The sequence below is a fragment of the Mesorhizobium sp. M7D.F.Ca.US.005.01.1.1 genome (assembly GCF_003952545.1).
GTDB lineage: Bacteria > Pseudomonadota > Alphaproteobacteria > Rhizobiales > Rhizobiaceae > Mesorhizobium > Mesorhizobium loti.
On record NZ_CP034453.1, the window covers coordinates 6,089,922 to 6,115,229 of the forward strand.

The following is a 25,308-nucleotide window of genomic DNA, read 5'->3' on the forward strand; positions in this document are numbered from 1 at the left end:
CCGGCCGGCCCATCAGCGCGAACAGGATCTCAAGGAGTCTCGCCGGTCAGAAACCCGACGTCGATTTGGCAACCAGCTTGAGAGCACCTTTTTCAATCCGATAGAACGGCATCGATCGCTCACTGGATCCGTCGGCCCGAAACCGGAACAGGCCGGTCGACCCACGAAACCCATTTGGATTCTCGAGAACCTTTTTGCTGAAACCATCAGGCCCGACCGCGCTGGCAATCCCTGCAGTCAGGGCAACCATATCATAGGCGTAGGCCACATTGACGTCGGCCGGATAGTTGTATGCCGTCCTGAAGCGGTCGGCGATCGGCCCGGTTTCACTTGGATCGAGCGTGGCGATATATGCCCCCCCAAACAGCGGATCCATCGGGTGTTCCAGCCAGCGGTTCGTTCCGACGACGGAGATTGTCTTTCCGGGAATGCCCTTTGCTTTGAGGGCGGCGAGAATAGTCGCCGGGCTGTCATTGCCGCTGGCAACGATGACGGCGTCGGGGGCGTCCACGAGTGAGCCCATTTCGTCGACCACCTTCGCGCCACCGTCACCGGCCGAATACGGGAGAGTGACCGCGAGGGTCGCACCATAGATGCTGAGGCTGTTCGCGACTCGCTTCTCCATGGCGCTGGCGTTTGGGCCCTCCGCGACAAACAATACGAACTTCTTGCTGCCTTTCGCCGCCAGTCCCGCGGCGCCCGCAGCGGCGCTGTCCGCTTCGCCAAGGAGCACGGCATAAACCCCGGCGCCGCCGGCGAAATTATCGGCAAGCGCCAGGACCGGTGGCCGCTTCGATCCCGACAGCGTGGCAATATGCTGGGCTGCCGGCAGTTCGGTCGGGCCGATCACGACCTTCGAGCCCGTCGTTATGGCCGTTATCGCCATTTTGCTGGCCAGTGCGCTATCGCCTTTGGTGTCTTCTACCGTCAGCGTAAGCAATCCATTGCCAATATCCGTCATTGCCAGCTTGGCGGCATCGAGCATCTTCCTGCCGTTTTCCCCTGCCGGCCCCGCAGCGGACAACGGCAGCAGCATCGTGATTTTTGTCGAACCGGTGCCCAGCGACTGGGTCGCCTGGACCGGACCGGCAACAGCGGCGCCATTCTGCCCGGCAGGCACGGTAACCGCCGCCGGATCGAGCACTTCGGAAACGCCGCCTTTCGACTGACAGCCCGACACGATCACGGCGAGCGCCAAGGCGATTGCCCATGTCCGTGGACAGTGGACGTGTCGGCCAGCTTCCATGAATGCTCCACCCCATGTGCCGCCGGATATTCTTCCCGGTCTGGTCTTCAAGTCATGTTACGGCGGACTTGCTGTGCCGTCTGCAGTTCTTTTAGCTGCCGAAAAGCCTGGCTCTGAGCGCCTTGAGCTGCCTTGCTTGCCCGGCACTTCGATAGTCGGCGCCCGGGCACGAACACGCGCCGCACGCAAACGCCTTGAATGTTTGCCGGGTCCACTCCGTGGCAGCGTCACAATGCGCCGGCAGGCCGGACGACTGACCGCATTCCACGGACGGTCGTTCCAGCCAGTTGGCGCGGGCCAGCGTGACAGTTAGGCCAAAGCCGACGAACACGATCGCGCCTGCGATCGCCTTCAAGAATGATCCGTCGGCTGTCATGATGGCCAACAGGCGGGTTCGCCTATCCGGTCAGTGCATGTACTCGACCATGCGATCGTGGAAACACTCGCACTTGTTGAGGGTGTCTTCGTCCTTATAGTTCGTCTTCAGATAGCCGTAAGCCATGCCGCAGGCGACCTTGGCTTCCGACGCCCAGACGAAGACAGGCCGGGACGAGTTGATCCACTCCGAGCTGTTGGCGGCGGCGACCGACTCGTCCATCAGTTTCACCACCTGCTCCTTGAGGTCGACGATGTTGTCGTTCAGCACCAGGTTGGACGTGCCGACGGTGCGGCAATAGTCGGCCGTCGGACCTTCGATGATGTCGGCGGCGTAACCCGTCGACCCGACTGCCAGCAACAGCGTCGCAGCGGAAACCAGCAGTCTTGCAGAACGTTTCATGTTGAGCTCCCCTAAATATTAGCGACGTATAACATAGTCGCGTGGCCGCGCGCTACGGCGTTAGATCGTTGCCGTGTGTTGTACATGCGCCGTGTCGTCGTAGAGCAGGTTGATCGTACCGGCTGGCACGTTGTTCAAGGCGGCCACCTCTACGAAATTGGCGCCACCGGTTGTGCCATTGGAGTCAACGCTGAGCGTGTGCGTTCCCGAATCGTATTTCACGAAGTCTGCGATATTGGCCCCTGGTCCTGTTTCGAACAACGCCGTCAGATCGATCTTGTCACCCTCGCCGCCATTGTAGTCGGTGATGATATCGTTGATGTCGAGGCTGTCGAGCTTGAACGTGTCGGCGCCTATGCCGCCGGTGAGCGTATCCTGGCCCAAACCGCCAACGAGAGTGTCGTTGCCGCCTCCGCCGTTCAGCGTGTCGGCGCCAAGGCCGCCTGCGAGATAATTGTCGCCGACGTTTCCGAACAGATAGTCGTTGCCCGAGCCACCGATCAACCCCTCAATGCCCGTCAGCGTGTCTCCGGCGGCATCGCCGCCGCCGATAGTGCCGGCGAGCGGGTTGTGTGGGTCTACCGGTGCACCCGATGCAGACCCGCTGTCGGCGAGATGGATCGAAACAGCGGCCACGCTACCGGAATAGTCAACAGTGTCGCCCAGGCCTGTTCCGCCGATGATCGTATCGGCTCCGGGACTTGCGGCAATGACCTCTGCGGTCGCGGTGCCGGTTTCCTGATAGCCGGCGCCGGTGTGAGTTCCAACCAGAGATACGGACAAGTTGTCGGCACTCGCAACCGTGTCGCCATCATGATCGGTGATGCCGAGCGCGAAGTTTAGTGTGGTATCGCTGACGATGGTCTGTGCGTTGTAGGTCAGCGACAGCAGCACGACCTTGTCATCCTCAGCGCCGCTCGCAATATTCTTAACGTCCACCTCGCCGAAATTGAAGAAGGCGCCTGTCGTCGTTCCGCCGGTACCCCAGTGGGCTGCGTCGACAATCAGCGGCGTGCCGTCAGCCTGCGTGACGTTCCAGCTTACTGACGTGGTATGCGCAGCATTCCAGATGGTCACCAGGAAGTGTTCGGATGCGGCGTTGTTGCCCTTTCCGATCCCAACAGTGACTTGGCTTTGAAGCTGGTTGAAGTGGAAAGTGATGGTCTCGTTCGTGTCAAGATTGCCGCTCTCCACTCCCATGCCGTTGTTGTTCTTGAAGATCCTGTTGTCGGCTGGATTAGGATCGGCCACATTGAAGCCGTCGATGATAACGTCGTAGCCACTAGCAGGTACCGGATCTTTGCCGTATGAGGCGACGCCGTTTACGATCTTCACGTAGTCGCCATTACCATTGTCAATTCCTGACAGAACACTGAAGGTTGGCGTCGATTGCAAGCTGTTGGATACCAGATGGAAATCGTATGTGCCGCTGGCATTCACAGTTAACGTGAAGAACTCGTTCGCGCCCGTTGCCCCCTTCGCATCCGTGAGATTCTTATAGGCGAACATCTCGGACGAATTCGTTGCCGTATCATAGTGGGCGTATTCGTAGAACGTGTAGAGGGTCGTCGTTCCACTCTTCACGTCGACCTGGACCACCGCATCGCCATTGGTATTGTTCCCCTGGCCTGTAAACGCGTAGGTCAGCCCGCTCGGTGCGGTTCCCATCGCCAGGCTGATCGCCGAAGTCAGACTCGGTCCATCAGCTCCGAAAGACGGCTGCCAAGTGCCATGAACGTCGGTATTGTTGATGTTCGGCATGATCGCGTCCTGAATGCCGGTGATCGTCGGCGTGTCGTCGTCGACATTGATCGTCAGCGAGCCGGGCGCCGTGTCGCCATCATGGTCGGTGGTCGTGTAGCCGACCGTGAAGGCCACGTCGTTCTCGTTGCTGCCCGCCGGATGGTCGATCGCATGCAACTGAGTGACCGTGTAGGCGCCAGCCGTCGTGTTAGACAGCGCCACCGACACCACCGCCATCGCGACGCCGTTCTGGATCTGGCTGATCGTCAGCAGCGTCCCGGCGCCATTCAACGTCTGGATGAAGGCACCTTCCACCGCCGACGAGGTCTGCAGGCCGGCACCGGTCAGCAGCGTCGAGCCGGCGCCATCGGCGCCATAGCTGTGCGCCAGCGTTCCGGTGAGGTTGGCGGTGTCGGGAGTGACATCGCCGGTGCCGCCGGGATTGCCGCCGGCCAGAGCATCGTCGTCGAGTTGGACGGCGAGGTTGGTCGCCACCACCGGCGTATCGTCATCGATGGAGACGGTGAAGCTGGTGGTTCCGGTGCTGCCGTCGGCGTCCGTCACCGTCGCCGTGACCGTGAACGGTGCCGTATTGTCCTCGGTGCCGCTCACTGTGTGCTGGACCGGCTGCAGCAGCGTCATGTTGTAGTTCGCGCCGCTGTCGGTGACGCTCGTCACCGCGATGGTGAACACCTGGTTGGCCGCGAGGTTCGGGTTCGTGCCATGCACGTAGCCGATCAACTGGCCGCCGATCCATGTCGTGTCGACCGCAACCCCGGCCAGCGTCTGCAGGCCAGTTGCATTGCCGGCCGTCGACAGCACAACGCTGCCGATATGGTCCGCGCCAAGCGTATAGGCGATATGCCCCGATAGTACGGGAGAAGCTTCGTCGGCCGGCCCACCGGCGTTGCCGCCAGCCCCGGCGATGTCGTCCTCGTCGGCGATCAGGTTCGCCGGCGCCGCTCCCATCGTAACCCCGGTGTCCGTCAGCGTCACCTGGAACGTCGCCGTCGTGGTGTCGCCGTCGCCGTCCTTGATCGTGTAGGTGAAGGTCTCGTTGACCGGCGTGCCGTTCACACGTTCAGCGTCGTGTTGGTGTAAATCAGGTTGCCAAGGCCGTCGACCGTCACCGTGCCGCCATGGTCGCCAACCCCGATCACCAGCGAACCCGACGCCGCCGGGCCATCCGCACCGTAGTGGTCGTTGGCCAGGATTCCCGCCGCCGTGCCGATATGACCCCGCTCGCATGTTCGGCAAGCGTCGCAAGCGCGCCGTCATGGCCGCCACCGGCGTATCGTCGTCGATGGAGACGGTGAAGCTGGTGGTTCCGGTGCTGCCGTCGGCGTCCGTCACCGTCGCCGTGACCGTGAACGGTGCCGTATTGTCCTCGGTGCCGCTCACTGTGTGCTGGACCGGCTGCAGCAGCGTCATGTTGTAGTTCGCGCCGCTGTCGGTGACGCTCGTCACCGCGATGGTGAACACCTGGTTGGCCGCGAGGTTCGGGTTCGTGCCATGCACGTAGCCGATCAACTGGCCGCCGATCCATGTCGTGTCGACCGCAACCCCGGCCAGCGTCTGCAGGCCAGTTGCATTGCCGGCCGTCGACAGCACAACGCTGCCGATATGGTCCGCGCCAAGCGTATAGGCGATATGCCCCGACAGTACGGGAGAAGCTTCGTCGGCCGGCCCACCGGCGTTGCCGCCAGCCCCGGCGATGTCGTCCTCGTCGGCGATCAGGTTCGCCGGCGCCGCTCCCATCGTAACCCCGGTGTCCGTCAGCGTCACCTGGAACGTCGCCGTCGTGGTGTCGCCGTCGCCGTCCTTGATCGTGTAGGTGAAGGTCTCGTTGACCGGCGTGCCGTTCAACACGTTCAGCGTCGTGTTGGTGTAAATCAGGTTGCCAAGGCCGTCGACCGTCACCGTGCCGCCATGGTCGCCAACCCCGATCACCAGCGAACCCGACGCCGCCGGGCCATCCGCACCGTAGTGGTCGTTGGCCAGGATTCCCGCCGCCGTGCCGATATTGACCCCGCTCGCATGTTCGGCAAGCGTCGCAAGCGCGCCGTCATTGGCCGCCACCGGCGTATCGTCGTCGATGGAGACGGTGAAGCTGGTGGTTCCGGTGCTGCCGTCGGCGTCCGTCACCGTCGCCGTGACCGTGAACGGTGCCGTATTGTCCTCGGTGCCGCTCACTGTGTGCTGGACCGGCTGCAGCAGCGTCATGTTGTAGTTCGCGCCGCTGTCGGTGACGCTCGTCACCGCGATGGTGAACACCTGGTTGGCCGCGAGGTTCGGGTTCGTGCCATGCACGTAGCCGATCAACTGGCCGCCGATCCATGTCGTGTCGACCGCAACCCCGGCCAGCGTCTGCAGGCCAGTTGCATTGCCGGCCGTCGACAGCACAACGCTGCCGATATGGTCCGCGCCAAGCGTATAGGCGATATGCCCCGACAGTACGGGAGAAGCTTCGTCGGCCGGCCCACCGGCGTTGCCGCCAGCCCCGGCGATGTCGTCCTCGTCGGCGATCAGGTTCGCCGGCGCCGCTCCCATCGTAACCCCGGTGTCCGTCAGCGTCACCTGGAACGTCGCCGTCGTGGTGTCGCCGTCGCCGTCCTTGATCGTGTAGGTGAAGGTCTCGTTGACCGGCGTGCCGTTCAACACGTTCAGCGTCGTGTTGGTGTAAATCAGGTTGCCAAGGCCGTCGACCGTCACCGTGCCGCCATGGTCGCCAACGCCGATCACCAGCGAACCCGACGCCGCCGGGCCATCCGCACCGTAGTGGTCGTTGCCCAGGATTCCCGCCGCCGTGCCGATATTGACCCCGCTCGCATGTTCGGCAAGCGTCGCAAGCGCGCCGTCATTGGCCGCCACCGGCGTATCGTCGTCGATGGAGACGGTGAAGCTGGTGGTTCCGGTGCTGCCGTCGGCGTCCGTCACCGTCGCCGTGACCGTGAACGGTGCCGTATTGTCCTCGGTGCCGCTCACTGTGTGCTGGACCGGCTGCAGCAGCGTCATGTTGTAGTTCGCGCCGCTGTCGGTGACGCTCGTCACCGCGATGGTGAACACCTGGTTGGCCGCGAGGTTCGGGTTCGTGCCATGCACGTAGCCGATCAACTGGCCGCCGATCCATGTCGTGTCGACCGCAACCCCGGCCAGCGTCTGCAGGCCAGTTGCATTGCCGGCCGTCGACAGCACAACGCTGCCGATATGGTCCGCGCCAAGCGTATAGGCGATATGCCCCGACAGTACGGGAGAAGCTTCGTCGGCCGGCCCACCGGCGTTGCCGCCAGCCCCGGCGATGTCGTCCTCGTCGGCGATCAGGTTCGCCGGCGCCGCTCCCATCGTAACCCCGGTGTCCGTCAGCGTCACCTGGAACGTCGCCGTCGTGGTGTCGCCGTCGCCGTCCTTGATCGTGTAGGTGAAGGTCTCGTTGACCGGCGTGCCGTTCAACACGTTCAGCGTCGTGTTGGTGTAAATCAGGTTGCCAAGGCCGTCGACCGTCACCGTGCCGCCATGGTCGCCAACCCCGATCACCAGCGAACCCGACGCCGCCGGGCCATCCGCACCGTAGTGGTCGTTGGCCAGGATTCCCGCCGCCGTGCCGATATTGACCCCGCTCGCATGTTCGGCAAGCGTCGCAAGCGCGCCGTCATTGGCCGCCACCGGCGTATCGTCGTCGATGGAGACGGTGAAGCTGGTGGTTCCGGTGCTGCCGTCGGCGTCCGTCACCGTCGCCGTGACCGTGAACGGTGCCGTATTGTCCTCGGTGCCGCTCACTGTGTGCTGGACCGGCTGCAGCAGCGTCATGTTGTAGTTCGCGCCGCTGTCGGTGACGCTCGTCACCGCGATGGTGAACACCTGGTTGGCCGCGAGGTTCGGGTTCGTGCCATGCACGTAGCCGATCAACTGGCCGCCGATCCATGTCGTGTCGACCGCAACCCCGGCCAGCGTCTGCAGGCCAGTTGCATTGCCGGCCGTCGACAGCACAACGCTGCCGATATGGTCCGCGCCAAGCGTATAGGCGATATGCCCCGACAGTACGGGAGAAGCTTCGTCGGCCGGCCCACCGGCGTTGCCGCCAGCCCCGGCGATGTCGTCCTCGTCGGCGATCAGGTTCGCCGGCGCCGCTCCCATCGTAACCCCGGTGTCCGTCAGCGTCACCTGGAACGTCGCCGTCGTGGTGTCGCCGTCGCCGTCCTTGATCGTGTAGGTGAAGGTCTCGTTGACCGGCGTGCCGTTCAACACGTTCAGCGTCGTGTTGGTGTAAATCAGGTTGCCAAGGCCGTCGACCGTCACCGTGCCGCCATGGTCGCCAACGCCGATCACCAGCGAACCCGACGCCGCCGGGCCATCCGCACCGTAGTGGTCGTTGCCCAGGATTCCCGTCACCGTGCCGATCGTCAGGTTCGTCACGTTCTCCACATGGCTGGTAAGCACGCCGTCATTCGTCGCCGTCGGCCCATCGTCGTTGACCTTGACGGTCAGCGAGGCATTGGCCGTGTCGTTGTCGCTGTCGGTGACCTTTACCGCGAAATTTTCCCCGGTCGCCTGGTCGGCGGCCCCGATCTGGTTGGGATTGGCATTCGCCACGTTGTTCGAGAGCGTGTAGCTGTAGCTGTAGACGCCACCGCTCAAGGTCACCGTCAGCACGCCGTTGACGCCCTGGACCGTGCCGCCAGAAGTGACATCCACCAGGGTGCCGTTCTTGTCCATCACCTCGAGCTTCTGCAGCGTGTCGCCGCCCGTGGTGATGTTGAACGTGCCCGCCGTGGTTTCCGAGTGATCCGAGTTCAAGGCTGGGTCGGCAAGCTCGCCGGTACCCGCCGGCAGGCCCTTCTCGTCGACAACCGCGGTCGCATTGACCGACGGCGTCCCACCATCAGGCGTCACATCGATCGTCGGCGTCGAGTCCTTCAACAGGTTGATCGTCACCGTCGCCACCGACGAATCGCCGTCGCCGTCGATGATCTGATACTGGAACGTCACCGTCCCTTCCTCGCCGGCAACCGGCGCGTAGGTGAAGGTGCCGTCATTGTGGTAGGTAACCGTTCCGGTGCCGCCGCTGAGCGAGTTCGCCACATAGCTCACCTTGGTCGGATCGCTGATGGCCACCCCGTCCGCGCCGGGCACGTCATTGGCGAACACGTTCACCGTCACAGCGGCGTTCTCGGTCGCCTGCGTGGCACTGTCATCATGCGCCGTCGGCACGTCGTCGACGATGTTGATGATGAGCGTGGTGGAGGCCGGGTCACCATCGGAATCGACCACCTGGACGGCGAAATCGTCATGGGTGGTATTGCTCGAGGTGTTGTCCAGCAGCGTGTAGGAATAGGTGTAGCCAGTTCCCGGCGTGCCGGTGATGGTCAGATCGCCATACTGGCCGTGCACCAGGATGCCGCCGGCCGCGTTGGTCACCTCGATCTGGGTGTTGTCCTTGTCGGTCACATAGAGGTGGCCGATCGTGTCGCTGCCCGTGGTGATGTTCAGCGATCCCGTCGCCGTCTCGCTCGGATCGCTGTTGTTGGTGCCGTTGTTGTCGGCAATCTCGCCCGAACCCGCCGGCTCGATACCGCGCGCCGCAAGGCCCGCTTCGTCCACCGCGCTGTGCCCCGACGCATCGGGAGCCTGAGGCGTCACACCGATCGTCGGCGTCGAGTCCTTCAACAGGTTGATCGTCACCGTCGCCACCGACGAATCGCCGTCGCCGTCGATGATCTGATACTGGAACGTCACCGTCCCTTCCTCGCCGGCAACCGGCGCGTAGGTGAAGGTGCCGTCATTGTGGTAGGTAAGCGTGCCGGCGCCGCTCAGCGAGTTCGCCACATAGCTCACCTTGGTCGGATCGGTGATGGCCACCCCGTCCGCGCCGGGCACGTCATTGGCGAACACGTTCACCGTCACCGCCGCGTTCTCGCTCGCCTGCGTGCCGCTGTCATTATGCGCCGTCGGCACGTCGTCGACGATGGCGACCGCAAAGGTCGTGCTGGCCGTGTCGCCATCGACATCCGTGACTGTGATGCTGAAATTGTCCGGAACCGTGTCGGTGGGGTCGAATTCGTTCGTCGGATTCGGATGGGTGACCGATTCGGTCACCGTGTAATTGTATTCGATGGCGCCGGTGCTCGGATTGTAGGAGACGATCGTCAGGAAGCCGAACTGCCCCGGGATCTCCTGGCCGACGCCGGTGACGGTGACGCCGTTGATGACGATCGACCCAATTCCATCCGGTGCGGTGATGCTGATCGTTCCATTGCCGGAGGTTTCCGAATGGCTCGGCGCGTCGCTGCCTGGCGATTGCGCCCCACCGCCGTCAAGGCCGGTTTCGCTGGCCGCTTCGCTGGGAGCAAGCAATGACGTGGCCGTCACTGAAACCGGCTTGTCGACGATAGACGGGAACAGTTCGCGGCGATCCAGAAGCCCAAACTGCAAGGCAGTCGGGGGCAGCAGTGCCGACAGGTCGAACCCGTCGCCGATGCCGCCGGGGGGAATCGAGAAGTCTCCGCCTGCACTTGAATTCGAACCGCCTGGGCCGGCCGACATGGAACCGTCGGCGCCGAAGGCGACATCGACATGGCTTGCCTCGAGCGCTGCCAGCAAGGCGACGCGCGGCACCTCGACGTCGCCAATGATAAAGGTCGGCACGTTCAGGGCGCCATCCTTGATCACGATCACCGAGCCGTCAGCCTGTTCGAGCACAAGGTTGTGGCCGTCGACCTTGATGTTGTCGATCGAGACGTTGGCCGGAAGCCTTACCACGTGGCTGGCGTCAGCCACATATTCGTGCGGCGCAGCAGCCGGCGGTGCCTTTGCTTCCGCGGGGGCTCCTGGTTTGACAGGCGCTCCGCCACCGACATCGACCGGCACCGGTTCGGACGCTGCCGGTGCGGCCTGCTGCGTCGAATTTGCTTGTGCCACCCGGATCTCGGCCGGCGATATCTGATCGCCGTGTTCATTGGACGCGGAATGCTCGTTCAAGGAACCCGAAAAGCTGTCCAACTCGATATTGGTCGTCATGGCTGAAACCCCTCCGATATTTCCCGGATAGAGACAGCGGCCACTTCTACTTTGCAACAGTCTCGAAATCTATTTCATATATTCTGATATGCAGTGTTCGGCATTTTTTACACGTGGTAAACCTCAAACATATAACCTGATATATGTTGGTTTCCATGTGACTTGCTTGACCGATGGCAGGCCGGAGTTTTCTGGTAAATGAAAGTATAAAATTGAATAAAATTTTATAGAAAATAGACGTAGTGATTTGCGGGAAAGTTATCCACCTTCCTTTCCAATAATTTGAGACAAGATTGGTAGCGTCCACAGTCAAAGGTGGGCGTTATGAAAAAAGAATACTCCCTGGGAAAAACCAGGCTCAAGGTGCTCTTGCTGGCAATCGGGCTTGTCGGCCTGGCGGGGCCATCCTTCGCGAAGGCCGTTTCCGGCGAGGTCGCCGCACCCGGCACGGCTCTGGAAAAGGTCCAGACGCCGCCCTGTCTCGGCGGTGTTTCGCTGGCGAGGCCTCAGCCCTGGCAGCCTGTGGCCCCTTACCGGATCGGCATGGTTTTCGGCAGCTATGGCGCGGCGGTTGGCGACCGCGGGGATGGCTCGTCAGTGGCACAAGGCGGGGCCGGGATAGATCCGGTGCAGACGGCGTCGATCATTCCGGGCGTGTTCGGATCGGTTGCCTTGTCGATGCGCAATTTTCCCGTCGCGGCGCGCTGGACACCCGTCTACCGGGCCATCACCGCCTGCTCGGCAGGCAGCGCCTGCGAGCGCAAGAGCGCGGCTTTTGCCGACATGGTCTCCGCCGCTCAGGGCAAGGGATTCAGCGAGAAACTATCTTTCGTCAACAGCAGCGTAAATCGCCTGATCGCCTACCGGAAAGACAGCGTCGTCTACGGCAAACTCGACTATTGGGCGAAGCCTTCGGAGATTCTCGAGCGGCGCGCCGGCGACTGCGAGGATTTTGCCATCCTCAAGATGACGGCTCTGCTGAGGGCTGGCATTCCAACGCAAAGCATGGCGCTCGTTGTTCTCCAGGACCGCAAGCGAGGATTCTTTCACGCTGTACTCTCGGTGAGCACAGGCAGCGGCACCTTCATTCTCGACAGCCTCAGCAACACCGTTATGCGCGATAGCGATCTCCCGGATTACGTTCCGCTCTATTCGTTCAGCACGGACCGGGCCTGGATCCACGGCTCGAGACCGGGCGGAGCCCAGATGGCTGACATCAAAGGCGGTTTCGCAACCGTCGCACCTGGCGAAGGTTTTCAGCCATAGGTTTCGGCAAGATTGTGCGATGCATTCCGGCGCGGGGGGACAGTCTATCTGTGGTCTAACCGCCGAAGACGAACGCCATCAGCAACTCCGGCTCGACCACCGGAGCCCTCACCACATTCAACTGCCCTCGGTATCGACGGTCACCGGCACCGATGACAAAACCGGTAGCCACGGGCGCTTCGCCATTGGCGTCGAGCCGCGCGAAGATGTCGGCCACATTGAGGTCCAGCGCCAGCTTGAGGTCGTGCCGGGCATCATCGTTTGGAACGATCGGCAATTGACGCTTGACCAGTTGCTGGAACGGCGCGTTGAACGTCAGGATCTTCTTCGATGAAGCCAGGGCAAAGGCCGGTGACGGGCAAGCGAGCAGTATAGCGCTGATGGTATTGATCGATGCAAGCCTTCGCAAAGTCAGGTTTTCGTCCGCCAATCCACGCATGCAAGCCACCCTGATCGCGGATGTCAGGTTACCTGTCTGTGCCTGGCTTTCGGCGATCTCATCGATGAGCATGCCGATCGTGCACTTCCTGCTTTCAGCCATCTGCTTCAGCGACATCCAGAATGCCCGCTCCAGACGGATGCCGCGTCGTATGCCGCCACGTGCCACAACCCGAAATTCCAGCCCAAAATCCTGGGCCGTGACCGCAGGAAGCAGCCGCTCGCCATCAGGATGGTGAAAGCTGGCACTACCGCTCACTCATCGCCTCCTCACGTGCCTTGTTGATCGGCTTCAAGAGGTAGTGCAGGATCGTCTTGCGCCCGGTCTTGATGTCGACTGAACAGATCATTCCGGGGATGATCGAGTAGGCCTTGCCGTCTCTCTCAAGTGTCGATTTGTCCGTCGACACGCGCACCTGGTAATAGGGTTCCCCTGTCTTCTGATCGACCAAGCTGTCAGCCGTAATGTTAGAGACCTTGCCTTCGATGCCGCCGAAGATCGAGAAATCATAGGCAGTGACCTTGATAAGTGCTTCCTGGTCGGGACGGATGAACGCGACATCCCGTGGCGAGACCCGTGCCTCCACAAGCAAGGTCTCGGAGGTTGGCACGATGCCGGCCACGACAGCACCAGGCTGGACGAAGGCCCCGACCGTGTTCAGCTCCAGCGTGTTGACGATGCCGTCCACCGGAGACCGGATATCGGTGCGCGCGACCTTGTCGGTGGCCCCCCTTATGGTTTCGTCCACCACAGAAAGGTCCGCCAGCGCCTGGGTAAGGTCGTCCAATGCCTCCTGCTGCAGTTGCAGGCCGAGTTCTTCGACCTGAAGCTGAGCTTCCGTAATCGACGATTTGATCTTCTTTATTGTTTCGCCGGCCAGGTTCAACTGGCCGTTGAGTTCGGTCTGTTCGCGCTCTACCCGGAGTTGCTCGGTCCGTGCCATCAGGCCTTTCTTGACCATCGCGTCGACCAGTTTTGCCTCCTGGTCGCTGACCACCAGGTTTTTGGTCAGACGGTCGGAATTGGCCACCGCCTCGGCCAGTTCCCTCTCGCGCTGGTCAAGGCGTGACTTGAGCACGGACAGCTTGTTGTCGAAGTTCTCGCGTCGGGCGATGAGCAGCTTCTGTTCATTGTCGCAGATTTGCGGAGCGACTGACTGAATGTCCGGCGGGCACGGAAATGGGCCGGAGAGATTGCCGGCCTGTTCGTATTTCAGCCTTGCTATGCGCACTTCCAGCGCGCGCGCCTTGGCCTGCTGCTCGCCAAGACTGGACGTGTTGAGCGTGTTGTCCAGGCGAATGATGAGATCGTTCTTCTTGACGATCTGGCCAATCGTCACGGCGATTTCCTGAACGACACCGGCTTCGCTCGCCTGAATGATCTGGGTCTTGGAAGCGGGTATGACCTTGCCGTCGCCGCGTGCGATCTCATCGACTTCGGCAAAGGACGCCCAGGCGACAAAAACGACGAAGAGCGCTCCGATGATGAATATGGACGCCGACGCAAACAGCGGCGGTCGATCTTCTCTGGCAAGCATTTCCCACGCCCCAACGCATTGGATGCAATATTTGTCTTGTCAGGCGCTTGTTTTCTGCAACGCCTGTATGACTTGGTCTTTCGGTCCGTCAGCAACGATCTTGCCCTGTTCGATAACGATCAGGCGGTCGGCCAGTTCAAGCATGCTGAAGCGATGTGTCGAGACGATCAGCGTGGTGTCGCGGTCAAAGGCGACTTTGAGCTGCTTGATCAACTGGCGTTCCGATGCGAGATCCATCGAGCCCGACGGCTCATCCAGAAAGACGATTTTCGGTTTGGTCAGCAGCAGGCGTGCGATCGCCACCGTCTGCCTCTGGCCGCCTGAAAGATTGGTGCCGCGCTCGCCGACATTCATGTCGTAGCCGCGCGGGTGGCGTGAGACGAAATCGTCGACGCCAGCCGCCTTTGCCGCCTCGATGATCTGCTCATCGGTAGCCTCGGGGCATGCCATCAGGAGGTTCTCCTTGATGGTGCCCGAGAACAGATCGCCAGCCTGCGCAACGATGCCGACCGCGGCGCGAACCTCGGACGGGTGATACTGGCGAATATCGATCCCGTCCAGCAGCAGCTCACCGGAGGTCGGCAGGAAAAGCCTGCCGATCAGCCGGCCCATCGTCGTCTTTCCCGATCCTATGCGGCCGATGATGCCGATCCGCTCACCCGGCTTGACCGAGAAATTCAGGCCGGTCAAAACCTCGTTTTCGGAGCCCGGATAGACAAACCCGACATTCCTGAACACCATCGCCCCCTTGCGAATGGGGCGGTTGACGAAACCCACCGTTTCCGGTCGGTCTTCCGGTTGAGCCATGATCGAGTTCACCATTCTCAACGAGAGCATGGCCTGGCGAAACCGGGACAGGGTGATGGCGATCTGGCCGAGCGGCGCTACAGCCCTGCTCGCCAGCATCACCGTTCCTATGATTGCTCCCGTCGAGACATGCCCTTCCGAGAAGGCATAAGCGCCGGCCACGACCAGAGCGACGGTCACCAGTTGCTGTATGGACTGGGTTATGTTGCCCGCGGCCGCCGAAAGCTGCTTGATCTTCTCGGACGTGTTGGCGGCGTTCTTGGAGTGCTCCCCCCATTTTCGCAGCAGATACGCCTCGGCGCGCAGCGACTTGATGGTCTCCAGCGTGGAGATGGATTCAACCAACAGGGCCTGGCGTTGCGAAGCTTCGTTCATCGACGCAGCGACGCGCTTGCCGATGCGGCGCTGGGTGATCAAGCCGACGATAACCGACATCACGAAGGCCAGCGCCGGTATGATCACCAGCCAGCCGCCTATCGCGTAGATGACAAGAAGAAAGATGAAGACGAATGCCGTGTCGATGAACACGCTGATGGTGTTCGAGGTGAAGAACTCTCTGACGAACTCATATTGCGTGACCCTGTTTGCGTATTCACCGGTCGAGCCGGGACGCGCCGACAGCGACGAGTTCAGCACTTTCTCGAACAGGAGATAGGATATCCGAAGATCCGCTTTGCGCCCTGCATAGTCGATGAGTGAAGCCCTGGCCGTCTTCAAGAGCAGGTCGAACAGGATGACAGCGCCAATGCCGATCGCCAGGACCCACAGCGTCGACACTGCCTTATTGGGCAGTATCCTGTCGTAGACGTTCATGGTGAAGATCGGCGAGGCTATGGCCAGCACATTGATGAACACCGCCGCCAGAACGACCTTCGAATAGGTCCGCCAGAAAGCGCCCATCGTTCCGGTCAGCCAGTGTCTTCTCTCGATCTTGGCTGCCGAGCCGACCGTCATGCCTTCGGCGGCGTTGGCGTAGGTTATCGAGAAGGATACGCCACCGCTGATATAGCTGGCGGCGAGTTCCGATCTGTCGATTGCGGTGCGGCCGTCTTCCTGCGGCGCGGTGATGTATGCACCGGCTTCGGTTTGGGCGAGCAGGGCGACCGGCAACTGGCTGACGCGAAAGACGATGGCGGGAAGGTCTACGCGTCCTCTCAGAAAGTCGCGGTGGCTGAACTCGGTCACTTCCAGGCCGATGCGCTCGGCAAGGTGCCTGATGTCGTCGACTTCAATTCGCGTGTCCGAGAGCGGCACGCCGGCAAACAGCACGGTCTCCGCGCTCGGCCTGCCGAGATATCCGGCAACGGCTGAGAAGCAGGCCTTGAACGCCTCCTTGGGGGAGAGGATGTTGGGTTGCTGGTTCACGATCTGCCCGTCAGGACTCTCGCTGGACCTTGTGCCGTCTTATTTCTTCCTCACTGGGGCGAGGATATCGAAAGGCAGGTCGTTCTTCTGCTCCGATGGCGTCCGCGCATAGGTTTCCGTGTCTGCGGTTTCCGGTGCTGCAAACTCGGCTCGTGCATAGGCCGTCGCTTGCTTTGCCGGCTGAAGGTTCATCGTTTTCAGCAGCTGTCCGGTCGCGGCCAGAAGCCGGTACTGGGCAAACAGCGATGCATAGGAAGCGGTGTCCGCCAGCGTTGCCGTGTTGAACCGCGTATTCTGCGCATCGAGCACGTCGAGCAGCGAGCGCTGTCCGACTTTGAACTGCTCGCGATAGGAAGCGACCAGCTTCTCATTGGCGGCGGCCTGTTGCCTCAGGGTCTTTGCCAGATCGGCTTGCCGGAACCGGCGATCCCATGAGGTGCGAACAGCTTCCTCGATTTCGCGCTGGACCTGATGCAGCGCGAGACGCTGTTCACTGGTGCGGCGGATCTGCTCCTGCTCATTGGCCTTATCGATGCCACCGCGGTAGAGGTTCCAGCGCAGGACCACGCGCGCTTGCAGGTCGGAAGTGTCGCCATTGTCACCGTCAATGTCAGTTCCTGCCCGGGCGACACCTTCAGCGATGATGGAGGGGCCAAATTTTGCCCGCGCAGCGTCCACGAGGGAGGCCGCCGCATCGATGTCGCTGTTGGCCATGTGCACGCGCGGATTGCTTTCGCGCGCCAACCCTATTGCCTCGTCAAGCGAGCGCGGGAGTGCGGCCGAGACGTCGCCCGGTCTCGAAGGGCTGATCAGCGGCTTTCCGACGGTCTTGAAGAAGCGGATCTTGGCCGCTTCCAGTTCCTCGGTCGCCTCCTGCATGCGCGCCTTGGCGGCGAACAGCCGTTCCTCGGCCTGTTGCCGGTCGGCCTCGTTCAGCGCGCCGCCCGAGATGCCTTGCCGGATGTCGCCGAGAATTGCCTGATGGAAGCCGAGATTTTTCTTCGCTTCGGCGACAATCGACGCCTGCAGCATGTACTCCAGGTAGTCCTGGACAACGGACAGCCCGATGAATTCGGACCGTTCCAGCACCCGGAATGAAGCGCCATCGACGCGCGATGCCTGGCGGTTCAATTCGGCCCGCCTTGCGCCGCTGTCATAAAGCGTCTGCGAAACGGTAAGATCCGTTTCAGCTGGATAGAGCGCATCGTCTTGTATGGAAAGCGAGCGCCTGGATGGATTGTCGAGCCGGCGAACGCCAGCCGATGCCTCGACATCGACACTGGGAAGATAAAGGCCTTTGGCCTGCCGCAGCTCGAACTCGATTGCTTCGCGGTTCTCGATTGCCTGTCCAATCTCGGGATTGGATTCCACCGCAACAGCCATCGCCTCCTTGAGCGTGAGCGCATGAGCGCTCGCGCAGGTCAGCATGGTGGCCGCCATCAAGAGACCAAGGCGCTTGCCTATGGTCGACACGCTTGTCGTATTCATTCAACCCACCCTAACGTTTCCCCAGCGCCTTTTCACAGCGCTACAACCAAGCCCAGGGGCTGCCGTTGGAGAACTATCCAACAGATTCACGAAATATGTGAGTGATTATTAATTTAGATAACACTAAAAGAGCTGATTCGCGCTACAAGGCTGCGGGATGTAGCAAAAATAGCACATAAACATCGACCCGCTGCGGTTGCATCCCGGCGCTGTCACGTGTCGGAAACCGCAAAAACATGAGGGCCGCCGGCCAATGCGGGCAGAATCGTAGCAGACGCGAACAGTCGCTATTGACGACTAATCCAGAGTTGGATCGCTGTTTTGGACAGTGCCACGCCAGGTGGCGTGTCGAAAAATACGCTATCGACGGCGGCCGGCGTGCTCGCCATGCCGGAGACCTCGCCCGTCACGGCCGCATGGCTTGGTAGCAGCGACTCCGCCCCGGAAAACACATTTTTTGGTCGCGGGCTGCCCGTTTGGCGTCAATTCGCGCCCAACGCCACCATGCGGTCGAGCGCCGCGGTCAGACCGTGCAGCGACACCGGAAATGTCAGCGGCGTCTCGGCGTCTGTCGTGACATTGAGCTTCAGCACCTCGCCTCCCCTCATCTTTCCAAGCACCGACCGGTCAATGGCAAACACCGCGAGGCAACCCGTTGGCAGGCAGGTCCTGAAGCGCTGCGGGGGCTGTGGCGGCTGATCGTCGATCTGCAGCGCCACGCCGGAATCAAGCAAGATGCCGAAGGGCAGAAGCAAGGTAGCCATCGTCGACCCGTCCGCGCGTCTCTGTATCTCCACGGCGAGGAGCCTTTGGCCATTCTTCTGGACCTGGTCCTGCGAAAGCGAGCAGACCCTCGCATTCTCCTGGACAGAGCAAGCCACGCTCCAGTCCTGATAGACTTCGCGCAGCGACGACGGTCCATCCGGGACAGCCGCCACCTGTTGCTGCGCCGACGCCGGCGACATCAACGAAAATAGGATTGCCCCACATGCGGAGACGGCCTTTGGGCCAAACTTCATGTGCAGACCCACTCGCGGATCTTGCATTTTTCTCCTGTCGCCTCGCAGGCCTGCAACGCCAGATCCTCCGCGTCCCGGCGGGTCTCGGCCGAATTTACACCCCAGGGCGTGAAACGGTTCTCGACTTTATCCGCCACGGCGAGCGCACCGCAGTGCTTGTAGGGAAAGCCGGTTTCGTCGTCATCATCCCAATGGCGATGGTTGCGGAAGACGGCGACGACATTGCAGGCTTTTCCGCCCGCATTCTCGCAATATTTCTGCGCGATGTCCTTCGCCTCCTGCCGTTTGTCGGCGCCCCAGAAGAAGCCGTATTTGGTATCGGCCTGCGAATAGGCGATGGCCGCCCAGATGCCTTTTTCCTCTTGCTGCGGCTCCGACGGCGCCACAAGGTCGGCCGAGACGGCTTGTCCGCTCCACAACAAGGTCAAGCCCAAAACTGCCAAAGCCCGCAATCTCATGGTCGGCACCCCTTTCCTTAACCCAGTCGCATCGCCTTACTTCGCCGCCGAAGCGACGGAGATCACCACACAGCTTTTGCCCGTTGGCAGGAGAAGCGCTTCCCCCGCGTTGCCGCCGAGCTCGTAGACCTCGACCTGCCCGAGGTGGTCGGTAATCTTGCTGCCCTGCGGCAGAATGGACGGGATGTCGGCGCACGGGCTGGCGAATGGCGCCACCCGCACCATCGCTCCTTCGCAACCCGAAGCGGTGGGCGATGCGAAAACGATGCCGGCAGCCGGCCCGCTATAGCGTTCCGACGCATAGTCCATGCCTACAAAGGCCTGGACGGCATGCTTGTCGGCGGCCTGGTCGTTCCACAGTGATTTGACGCTGTATTTCGTGCCGGTCGTCAAAATCTGTCCGAGCACCGGATAGACGGTCGAACAGGCCTGCACGCCGGCCTGCTTGACGTGCTCGAGGAAAGGCGTGTCCGGAAGTGCAGGCGACGGCGTCGAAGCCTGTGCCGCCGTCGCGCCGCCGACCAGATTTGCGATCGCGGCATAGTTCCCGGCGGCGAAGCCGAGGCCCGCGACCACCAGCCCCAGCATTGAATATCCGGCGACGCGCGGCCAGCGTCGCCGCGAGGGCTCGACCCGCCTCTGCCGATCCGCCTCGACGGTCGGGGTGCGTTTTGCGGACGTGAACTGATCCTGCTGGCTCATAATGGTGCCCCGGTTATTTGAGTGGTGAAAGGGCCTCTGACAGCCCCTTGAGCGTTGCGGCCACGGTGATCGTCTGACCGTCGACGGTCGAGTAGGAGATCGCCGGCGTCGCGCTCTGCGATATCTGTCGGCGCATCACCCGTCCGACCGGCAACATGCCGACACAGACCATTTCGTTGCAGCCGTTCAGATGCACATCGATCGGCTGCGCCTGTCCATCGAACCTCAGCGACACCAGGCCGTCGCTTTTGGCGTTCGGAGCGGTGCGCAGGATCATGTAGGGCTTGCCATCCTGCGTGGCGGCAAGCGACCAGCTGAAGGCCATCTTGCCGGACGCGTCCTCGATCACCTGCGAGACATTGCAGACCTTCTTGCGCGCTTTGAGGTTCTCGTCGCAGATCAGCGTCCAGTTCTCGAAGGGACGGATGGTGCGCTGGTACTCCCCCAGTTTCACATCGGGAGGAACCACCACGTCCGAAGGCTTGATCCTGTAGGGCGACGCAACCTGCCCGGCAGCCGGCACGAGGCCGCCGCAGAGCGCCAGGCAGGTCAGGGCAACAAGTCCTTTCATTCCTGCCTCAGTTCAGCGTGAAGCTGATGCCGGCGCCGACGCCGACATTTCCGCCCGCCGCCGTGCCCGACACATTGCCGCGGATGCGGCCGTCCTCGCTGGTGTAGCCCGCGCCAAAGGCGAAGGCGCCGGCGTCCCGCCAGAAGCCGCCGCCTGCCGCGACGCTCAACTTGCCGGGCCGGTCGTCGTAGCGCAGCGAGGCCGCGGCGAGCCCGATTGCCGCCGCCTGCCGGGCTTCGTCGCGTATGCCGCCGATGTCCGTATTGAGCTGGCTGAGCTTCTGGTCGGTGTAGTTGTTGGCCTGTTGCAAGGTCGTGGCCGCCACCTTGTCGGTATAGGTATTGGACGTGTTGATGCTCGTGGCCAGCCCCTGGTTCAGCTGGTTGACGTTGACCGCGTCGGTGCCGGCAACGCCGGGACCGACATTGGAGATGACGACCGGCGCGTTGACGTCGCCGCCCTGCAGCGTGATGCTGTTCTTCTTGCTGCCGTCCGGATTGGTGTCATACGTCACCGCGTTCTGGCTGAGCGATCCGAGGCCCGATTTCAAATCCTCGACCGCCGTGTTGGTGGCGTAGAGCTGCGAGCCGTTTATCGCATCGGTGCTGCCGGCATTGACCTGTCCGGCGGCGACATTGGTGATCGTCCGCTCGGCGCCGGCGGCACCGACGCTGACGGTTCCGATCGGAGTGGTGCCGGCAAAGGCGTAGGTCTTGCCGTTGATAACGGTGCTGGACGTGCCGACCGCGGCCTGCGTCACCGAGCCCGAACCCAGCGCCACGTCATTGGCGTTGTTGGCCTTGGCGCCCTGGCCGAGCGCCACCGCGCCTTGGCCCGTAGCAGTCGAGCCATTGCCGGCAGCGAGGCTGTTGGTGCCGCTCGCCACGCTGGCCGGTCCGATCGCGACGCTGTCGGTGCCGCTGGCGGTGGAGTCGGCCAGCGTCGAATTGGCGTGGAAATACTTGATGCCGCCGCCATTGGTGATGTTGGTCAGCGCGTTGTCGACCGCCGTGAGCCCGTCATAGACGGTTGTGTAGGTGTTGCCCTGGACGGTGTAGGTCGGGCCGGTGATCGAGCCGTCGGGATTGACCGTGGTGCCGCCGCCGAACAGGTTGGTGACGTTTTGCGTCACGCCGCGCAGCTGCGAGACGTTGACGCCGTCGGTATCGGCCGAACCCGCCGCGACGTTGGTGAGCTTGCGTTCGGCTCCCGCGCCGCCGATCGACACCTCGCCGACCGAGGTCTGGGGGGCGATCAAGGCAAAGGCCGTGTAGCCGGCCTGTGCGCCGACCGAGGTGATGGACTGCGCGCCGAGCGCCACGCTGTTAATGAAGGTGCTTTGGGCGCCGGCGCCGAGCGCCACCGACTGGATGCCGGACGCCAGCGAATTGGTGCCGAGCGCCAGCCCGTCGGCCAGCATCACATGGGCATTCTGGCCGATGGCCGTGCCGCCGGGTGCTGTCTGGTCGACGATGGCGCCATTGCCGATGCCGATGCCGTTGTCACCGTTGACGACCGTGGTCGGGCCGACCGCGACCGACTCTGCCCCGACCGCGAGCGAGTCGCCCGCCACCGAATTGGCATGGAAGTATTTCGTCGAGGTGACCGAGACGGACGCGATCGCGCCCTGCAACTGGCGTACCGTCACCGCGTCCTGGTCCTGCGTGCCGTCGGCCACATTGGTGATCTGCCGGTAGGAGGTGGCGTCGCCGACCGAAACGGCGCCGAGCAGCGTCTTGTCGGTGGTGTTGTACTGGATGAAGTTGGAAGGGCCGGCGGGCAGTTGCCCTGTAGCCGGAGCGATCGCGCGATCGGAGACCGAACCCGAGCCGAGCGCCACGCTGCCGTCGATGCTGGCGTTGCTGTCGCGGCCGAGCGCCAGTGCGCTGACGCCGGTCGCGGTCGCCTGGTAGCCGACGGCGGTGGAGCCGACCCCTTGGGCGAAGGAATCTGTCTGCGCCAGCCCGGCCTCGTTGGTGCGGGCATAGCGGATGCCGATGCCGTTGGCGTCGGTGTAAGCGGTCGAGGTGTCGCCGGCGATGTTGTTGAGCGTGTTGCCGAGATTGGTTACGGATCCGCCGACGTTGTTGAGCGTAGTGCCAATGGCGTCGACCGCCTGGTTGGTGGCGGCGAGTTGCGACCCGTTTATCGCATCGGTCGAGGATCCACTGATCCGCCCTGCGGCGACATTAGTGATGGTGCGTTCGGCTCCGGCCACGCCGACGCTGACCGTCGAGGTCGGCGTGGTGCCCTGGAAGGCATAGGTCGTGCTGTTGATCACTGCGCTGGGCGTGCCGACCGCCACGGCGGTCACCGAGCCCGAGCCGAGCGCCACGTCGCCCGCATTGCTGGCGACGGAGAGAGCGCCAAGCGCGATCGCGTTCTGGGCGCCGGCATTGGCTCCCGCGCCGAGAGCGGCCGCATTTTGGGCGCCGGCATTCGCTCCCACGCCAAGAGCGGTCGCTTGAATGCCTGTCGCAAATGAGTTCTGGCCGATCGCCGTGCTGGACGTGGCTGTTGCATTGGCGTTGGCGCCGATGGCGGTGCTGTATTGGCCTGAGGCCTTGGATATGTACCCCAACGCCGTCGCGTCGAGGGCCGATGCCACGGCGCCGGTGCCGATGGCCGACGCGTTAACGTCGGAGGCAGTCGCATTGGTACCGGCAGCGATGGAGCTCGTCCCTGACGCGGTCGAGGTAGGTCCGATCGCGACCGAATCCGTACCCGTCGCCGACGAGTCCGCCAGCGTCGAATTGGCGTGGAAATACTTGATGCCACCGCCGACATTGAGGTTGTTGACGACGGCGCCGATGGCGTCGACCGCCTGGTTGGTGGCGGCGAGCTGCGAGCCGTTGATGGCGTCGGTCGACGTCGAGCTGATCCGCCCCGCGGCGACGTTGGTGATGGTGCGTTCGGCGCCGGGCGCGCCGATGCTGACCGTCGAGGTCGGGTTGGTGCCCTGGAAGGCGTAGGTCGTGCCGTTGACCACCCCGCTGGCCGTGCCGACCGCCGTGGTGGTCACCGAGCCCGAGCCGAGCGCCACGTCGCCGGAGCTTGCCGCCGCCGTCGCGCCATTGCCCAGCGCGACATTGCCCGCAAGACCGGCAGCACCCGCCGTGGAGCCGTTGCCCAGCGCCACGGAACCTTGCCCGATCGCCTTGTTGCTGTTGCCGATGGCGACAGCGCCGTTGGCCGTATTGGCTGCGGTGGCGCTCGCCGTGCCGTCGCTGTTGGCGATGTTGTTGGCGCCGCCGGTGAAGGCGCCGGTGCCGCTGGCATAGCTCGGGTCACCAATCGAGACCGCGCCATCGCCATAGGCTGTGTTGCCGGCGCCGATGGAAACGGCCTGGCCGCCAGCGGCTGACGCTCCCGAGCCGATAGCGACGGAGTCGGCGGACTCCGCGCCGGCCGCGGTGCCAATGGCGATGGCATTTACGTCGAGTGTCACCGCGCCCGCTCCGATTGCCATCGAGCTCGCCGCTGTCGCAACAGCCGTCGTGCCAATGGCGATGGAATCGTCGCCTCCGGCAGTGGACGAACGGCCACCGGCGAACGCGCGGGCACCGGTTGCCTTGGAGGTGGCACCAAGCGAAGTGGAGTACGTCCCGCTAGCCGTGGCGCCCAGTCCCAGCGCACTTGCGTTCGCGGCGGTCGCCGCTGCGTTGTTGCCGAGCGCTGTGGTGGAGACGTCCGTGGCCTGGGCTCCCGATCCCGCCGCGACAGAACCAACTCCACTCGACACCGCCCCATTGCCAATTGCGGTGCTAAAATCGGCAGTGGCCTGAGTGGCCTGGCCGAGCGCAACGGCGAAACCGCCGGAAGAGACCGCATTGGTGCCGATGGCGATGCTGTTGGGCAGGGCCGTGTTGGCCTGAACGCCTGCAATCGCGCCCGCGCCGAGCGCGATCGACTGGTTGCCCCAGGCACGGGCGGTGGGACCCATCGCTGTGGCGGCCGTCCCCGTTGCCTTGGACGCGCGTCCGATCGCAGTGCTGTCGGCCTGAGACGCCGTCACATCCGTACCGATGCCGATGGCGCTCTGGGCCAATGCTCCCGTTCCGGCGGCGGTGCGTGAGCCGAGATAAACGGCGTTTATCGCGGTTGCCGTGGACTGGAAGCCGATGGCGATGGCATTTTGGCTGTTTGCAATGGTGCTGGTACCTTGGGCAACAGTGTCCAGTCCCGACGAGACTGCCTGGCTCCCGATCGCGATGGCGCGCGTCCCGGTGGCCTGGGACCCCCAGCCTCCGGCGAACGACGTGCCGCCGCTGGCCAGCGAACTGACGCCCACGGCGGTAGAATTACCTCCCGACGCAACGGCGAAGGTGCCGAGAGCGCTGGCGCCGGCCAACGTGGCGCTGGCGTTGACGCCGATCGCTACCGTGTTGACATTGTTGGATATTGTTCCGGAGCCGATCGCCACCGCACCGCCGGCGCCCGTGGCCGACGCAGTCCGGCCGATAGCCACGCTGTATTGCGCCGCCGCATTGGATTGGAAGCCGAGCGCTACGGCCCAGTTAAGGCTGGCGGTCGAGCCATTTCCGATCGCCACGGCCTCGGGAGCGGTCGCGGATCCGCCGCCAGCGGCATATTGTGCCAGCGCTGGCGTTGCGACGCCGCCCAATGCGATCGCACCCAGCGCCGCCGCCAGTGTCTTGCCGATGCCGAGCGTGCCGAGGCCAGATCTCTTGCGGCGCATGCCGAGCGCACGATGCGCCATGCGCAACACCGCCATCAGGCGGCGGCGAACCGAGCGGGAGCTCAGATCGGCCCCCGCGATCCAGTGTCCGGCGAAATGCGCCGCGCGACGCTGAACAAGAAGCGAGCCGCTCGAAATCTGATTGTCGGTCATGGTTCCCTCTCCGCTGGCCGGCA

At 63.0% G+C, this 25,308-nt stretch carries 14 protein-coding genes; 1 reads left to right on the forward strand and 13 read right to left on the reverse strand.

Annotated features, from left to right (window positions below):
* Nucleotides 1-46 precede the first annotated feature (46 nt).
* The 4 genes from EJ076_RS29725 to EJ076_RS36080 form a co-directional block, all read right to left on the reverse strand.
* Nucleotides 47-1,246, reverse strand: a complete 1,200-nt coding sequence (locus tag EJ076_RS29725; protein ID WP_126070268.1) for an ABC transporter substrate-binding protein — start codon at nucleotides 1,244-1,246, stop codon at nucleotides 47-49.
* Nucleotides 1,247-1,337: 91 nt separating this feature from the next.
* Nucleotides 1,338-1,601 carry a hypothetical protein gene (locus EJ076_RS35505; RefSeq protein WP_206438746.1) on the reverse strand — a complete coding sequence of 88 codons (264 nt, stop codon included), beginning with the start codon at nucleotides 1,599-1,601 and terminating at the stop codon, nucleotides 1,338-1,340.
* Between the two features lie 51 nt (nucleotides 1,602-1,652).
* A complete protein-coding gene (locus tag EJ076_RS29735; protein WP_109659519.1) occupies nucleotides 1,653-2,024 on the reverse strand; it encodes a hypothetical protein in 372 nt (123 codons plus the stop codon).
* Nucleotides 2,025-2,084: 60 nt separating this feature from the next.
* Entirely contained in the window at nucleotides 2,085-10,781 is an 8,697-nt protein-coding gene (locus EJ076_RS36080) for a DUF5801 repeats-in-toxin domain-containing protein (protein WP_126070269.1), read from the reverse strand.
* Between the two features lie 324 nt (nucleotides 10,782-11,105).
* Between EJ076_RS36080 and EJ076_RS29745 the strand changes: the two genes are divergently transcribed.
* Nucleotides 11,106-12,047, forward strand: a complete 942-nt coding sequence (locus EJ076_RS29745) for a transglutaminase-like cysteine peptidase (protein WP_126070270.1) — start codon at nucleotides 11,106-11,108, stop codon at nucleotides 12,045-12,047.
* Between the two features lie 55 nt (nucleotides 12,048-12,102).
* Here the strand turns inward: EJ076_RS29745 and EJ076_RS29750 are convergent, their stop codons facing one another.
* The 9 genes from EJ076_RS29750 to EJ076_RS29790 form a co-directional block, all read right to left on the reverse strand.
* Nucleotides 12,103-12,744 (reverse strand): ribbon-helix-helix domain-containing protein, encoded by a 642-nt coding sequence (locus tag EJ076_RS29750; RefSeq protein WP_109659512.1) that lies wholly within the window; start codon nucleotides 12,742-12,744, stop codon nucleotides 12,103-12,105.
* A complete protein-coding gene (locus tag EJ076_RS29755; RefSeq protein ID WP_109659510.1) occupies nucleotides 12,734-14,023 on the reverse strand; it encodes an HlyD family type I secretion periplasmic adaptor subunit in 1,290 nt (429 codons plus the stop codon). Before EJ076_RS29755 ends, EJ076_RS29750 begins: the two co-directional genes overlap by 11 nt.
* 39 nt (nucleotides 14,024-14,062) lie before the next feature.
* Nucleotides 14,063-16,195 (reverse strand): type I secretion system permease/ATPase, encoded by a 2,133-nt coding sequence (locus EJ076_RS29760; RefSeq protein ID WP_109659508.1) that lies wholly within the window; start codon nucleotides 16,193-16,195, stop codon nucleotides 14,063-14,065.
* Nucleotides 16,196-16,234: 39 nt separating this feature from the next.
* A complete protein-coding gene (locus EJ076_RS29765; RefSeq protein ID WP_109659506.1) occupies nucleotides 16,235-17,683 on the reverse strand; it encodes a TolC family outer membrane protein in 1,449 nt (482 codons plus the stop codon).
* A gap of 482 nt (nucleotides 17,684-18,165) precedes the next feature.
* The gene (locus EJ076_RS29770; protein ID WP_206438747.1) at nucleotides 18,166-18,729 is read right to left on the reverse strand and encodes an invasion associated locus B family protein; all 564 of its coding nucleotides are present in this window, start codon (nucleotides 18,727-18,729) and stop codon (nucleotides 18,166-18,168) included.
* The gene (locus tag EJ076_RS29775) at nucleotides 18,699-19,160 is read right to left on the reverse strand and encodes a DUF4189 domain-containing protein (RefSeq protein ID WP_126070271.1); all 462 of its coding nucleotides are present in this window, start codon (nucleotides 19,158-19,160) and stop codon (nucleotides 18,699-18,701) included. Before EJ076_RS29775 ends, EJ076_RS29770 begins: the two co-directional genes overlap by 31 nt.
* Nucleotides 19,161-19,196: 36 nt before the next feature.
* Nucleotides 19,197-19,862 carry a hypothetical protein gene (locus EJ076_RS29780; protein ID WP_126070272.1) on the reverse strand — a complete coding sequence of 222 codons (666 nt, stop codon included), beginning with the start codon at nucleotides 19,860-19,862 and terminating at the stop codon, nucleotides 19,197-19,199.
* Between the two features lie 13 nt (nucleotides 19,863-19,875).
* Entirely contained in the window at nucleotides 19,876-20,433 is a 558-nt protein-coding gene (locus EJ076_RS29785; protein WP_126070273.1) for an invasion associated locus B family protein, read from the reverse strand.
* A gap of 7 nt (nucleotides 20,434-20,440) precedes the next feature.
* The gene (locus EJ076_RS29790; protein ID WP_126070274.1) at nucleotides 20,441-25,285 is read right to left on the reverse strand and encodes a YadA-like family protein; all 4,845 of its coding nucleotides are present in this window, start codon (nucleotides 25,283-25,285) and stop codon (nucleotides 20,441-20,443) included.
* Nucleotides 25,286-25,308 lie beyond the last annotated feature (23 nt).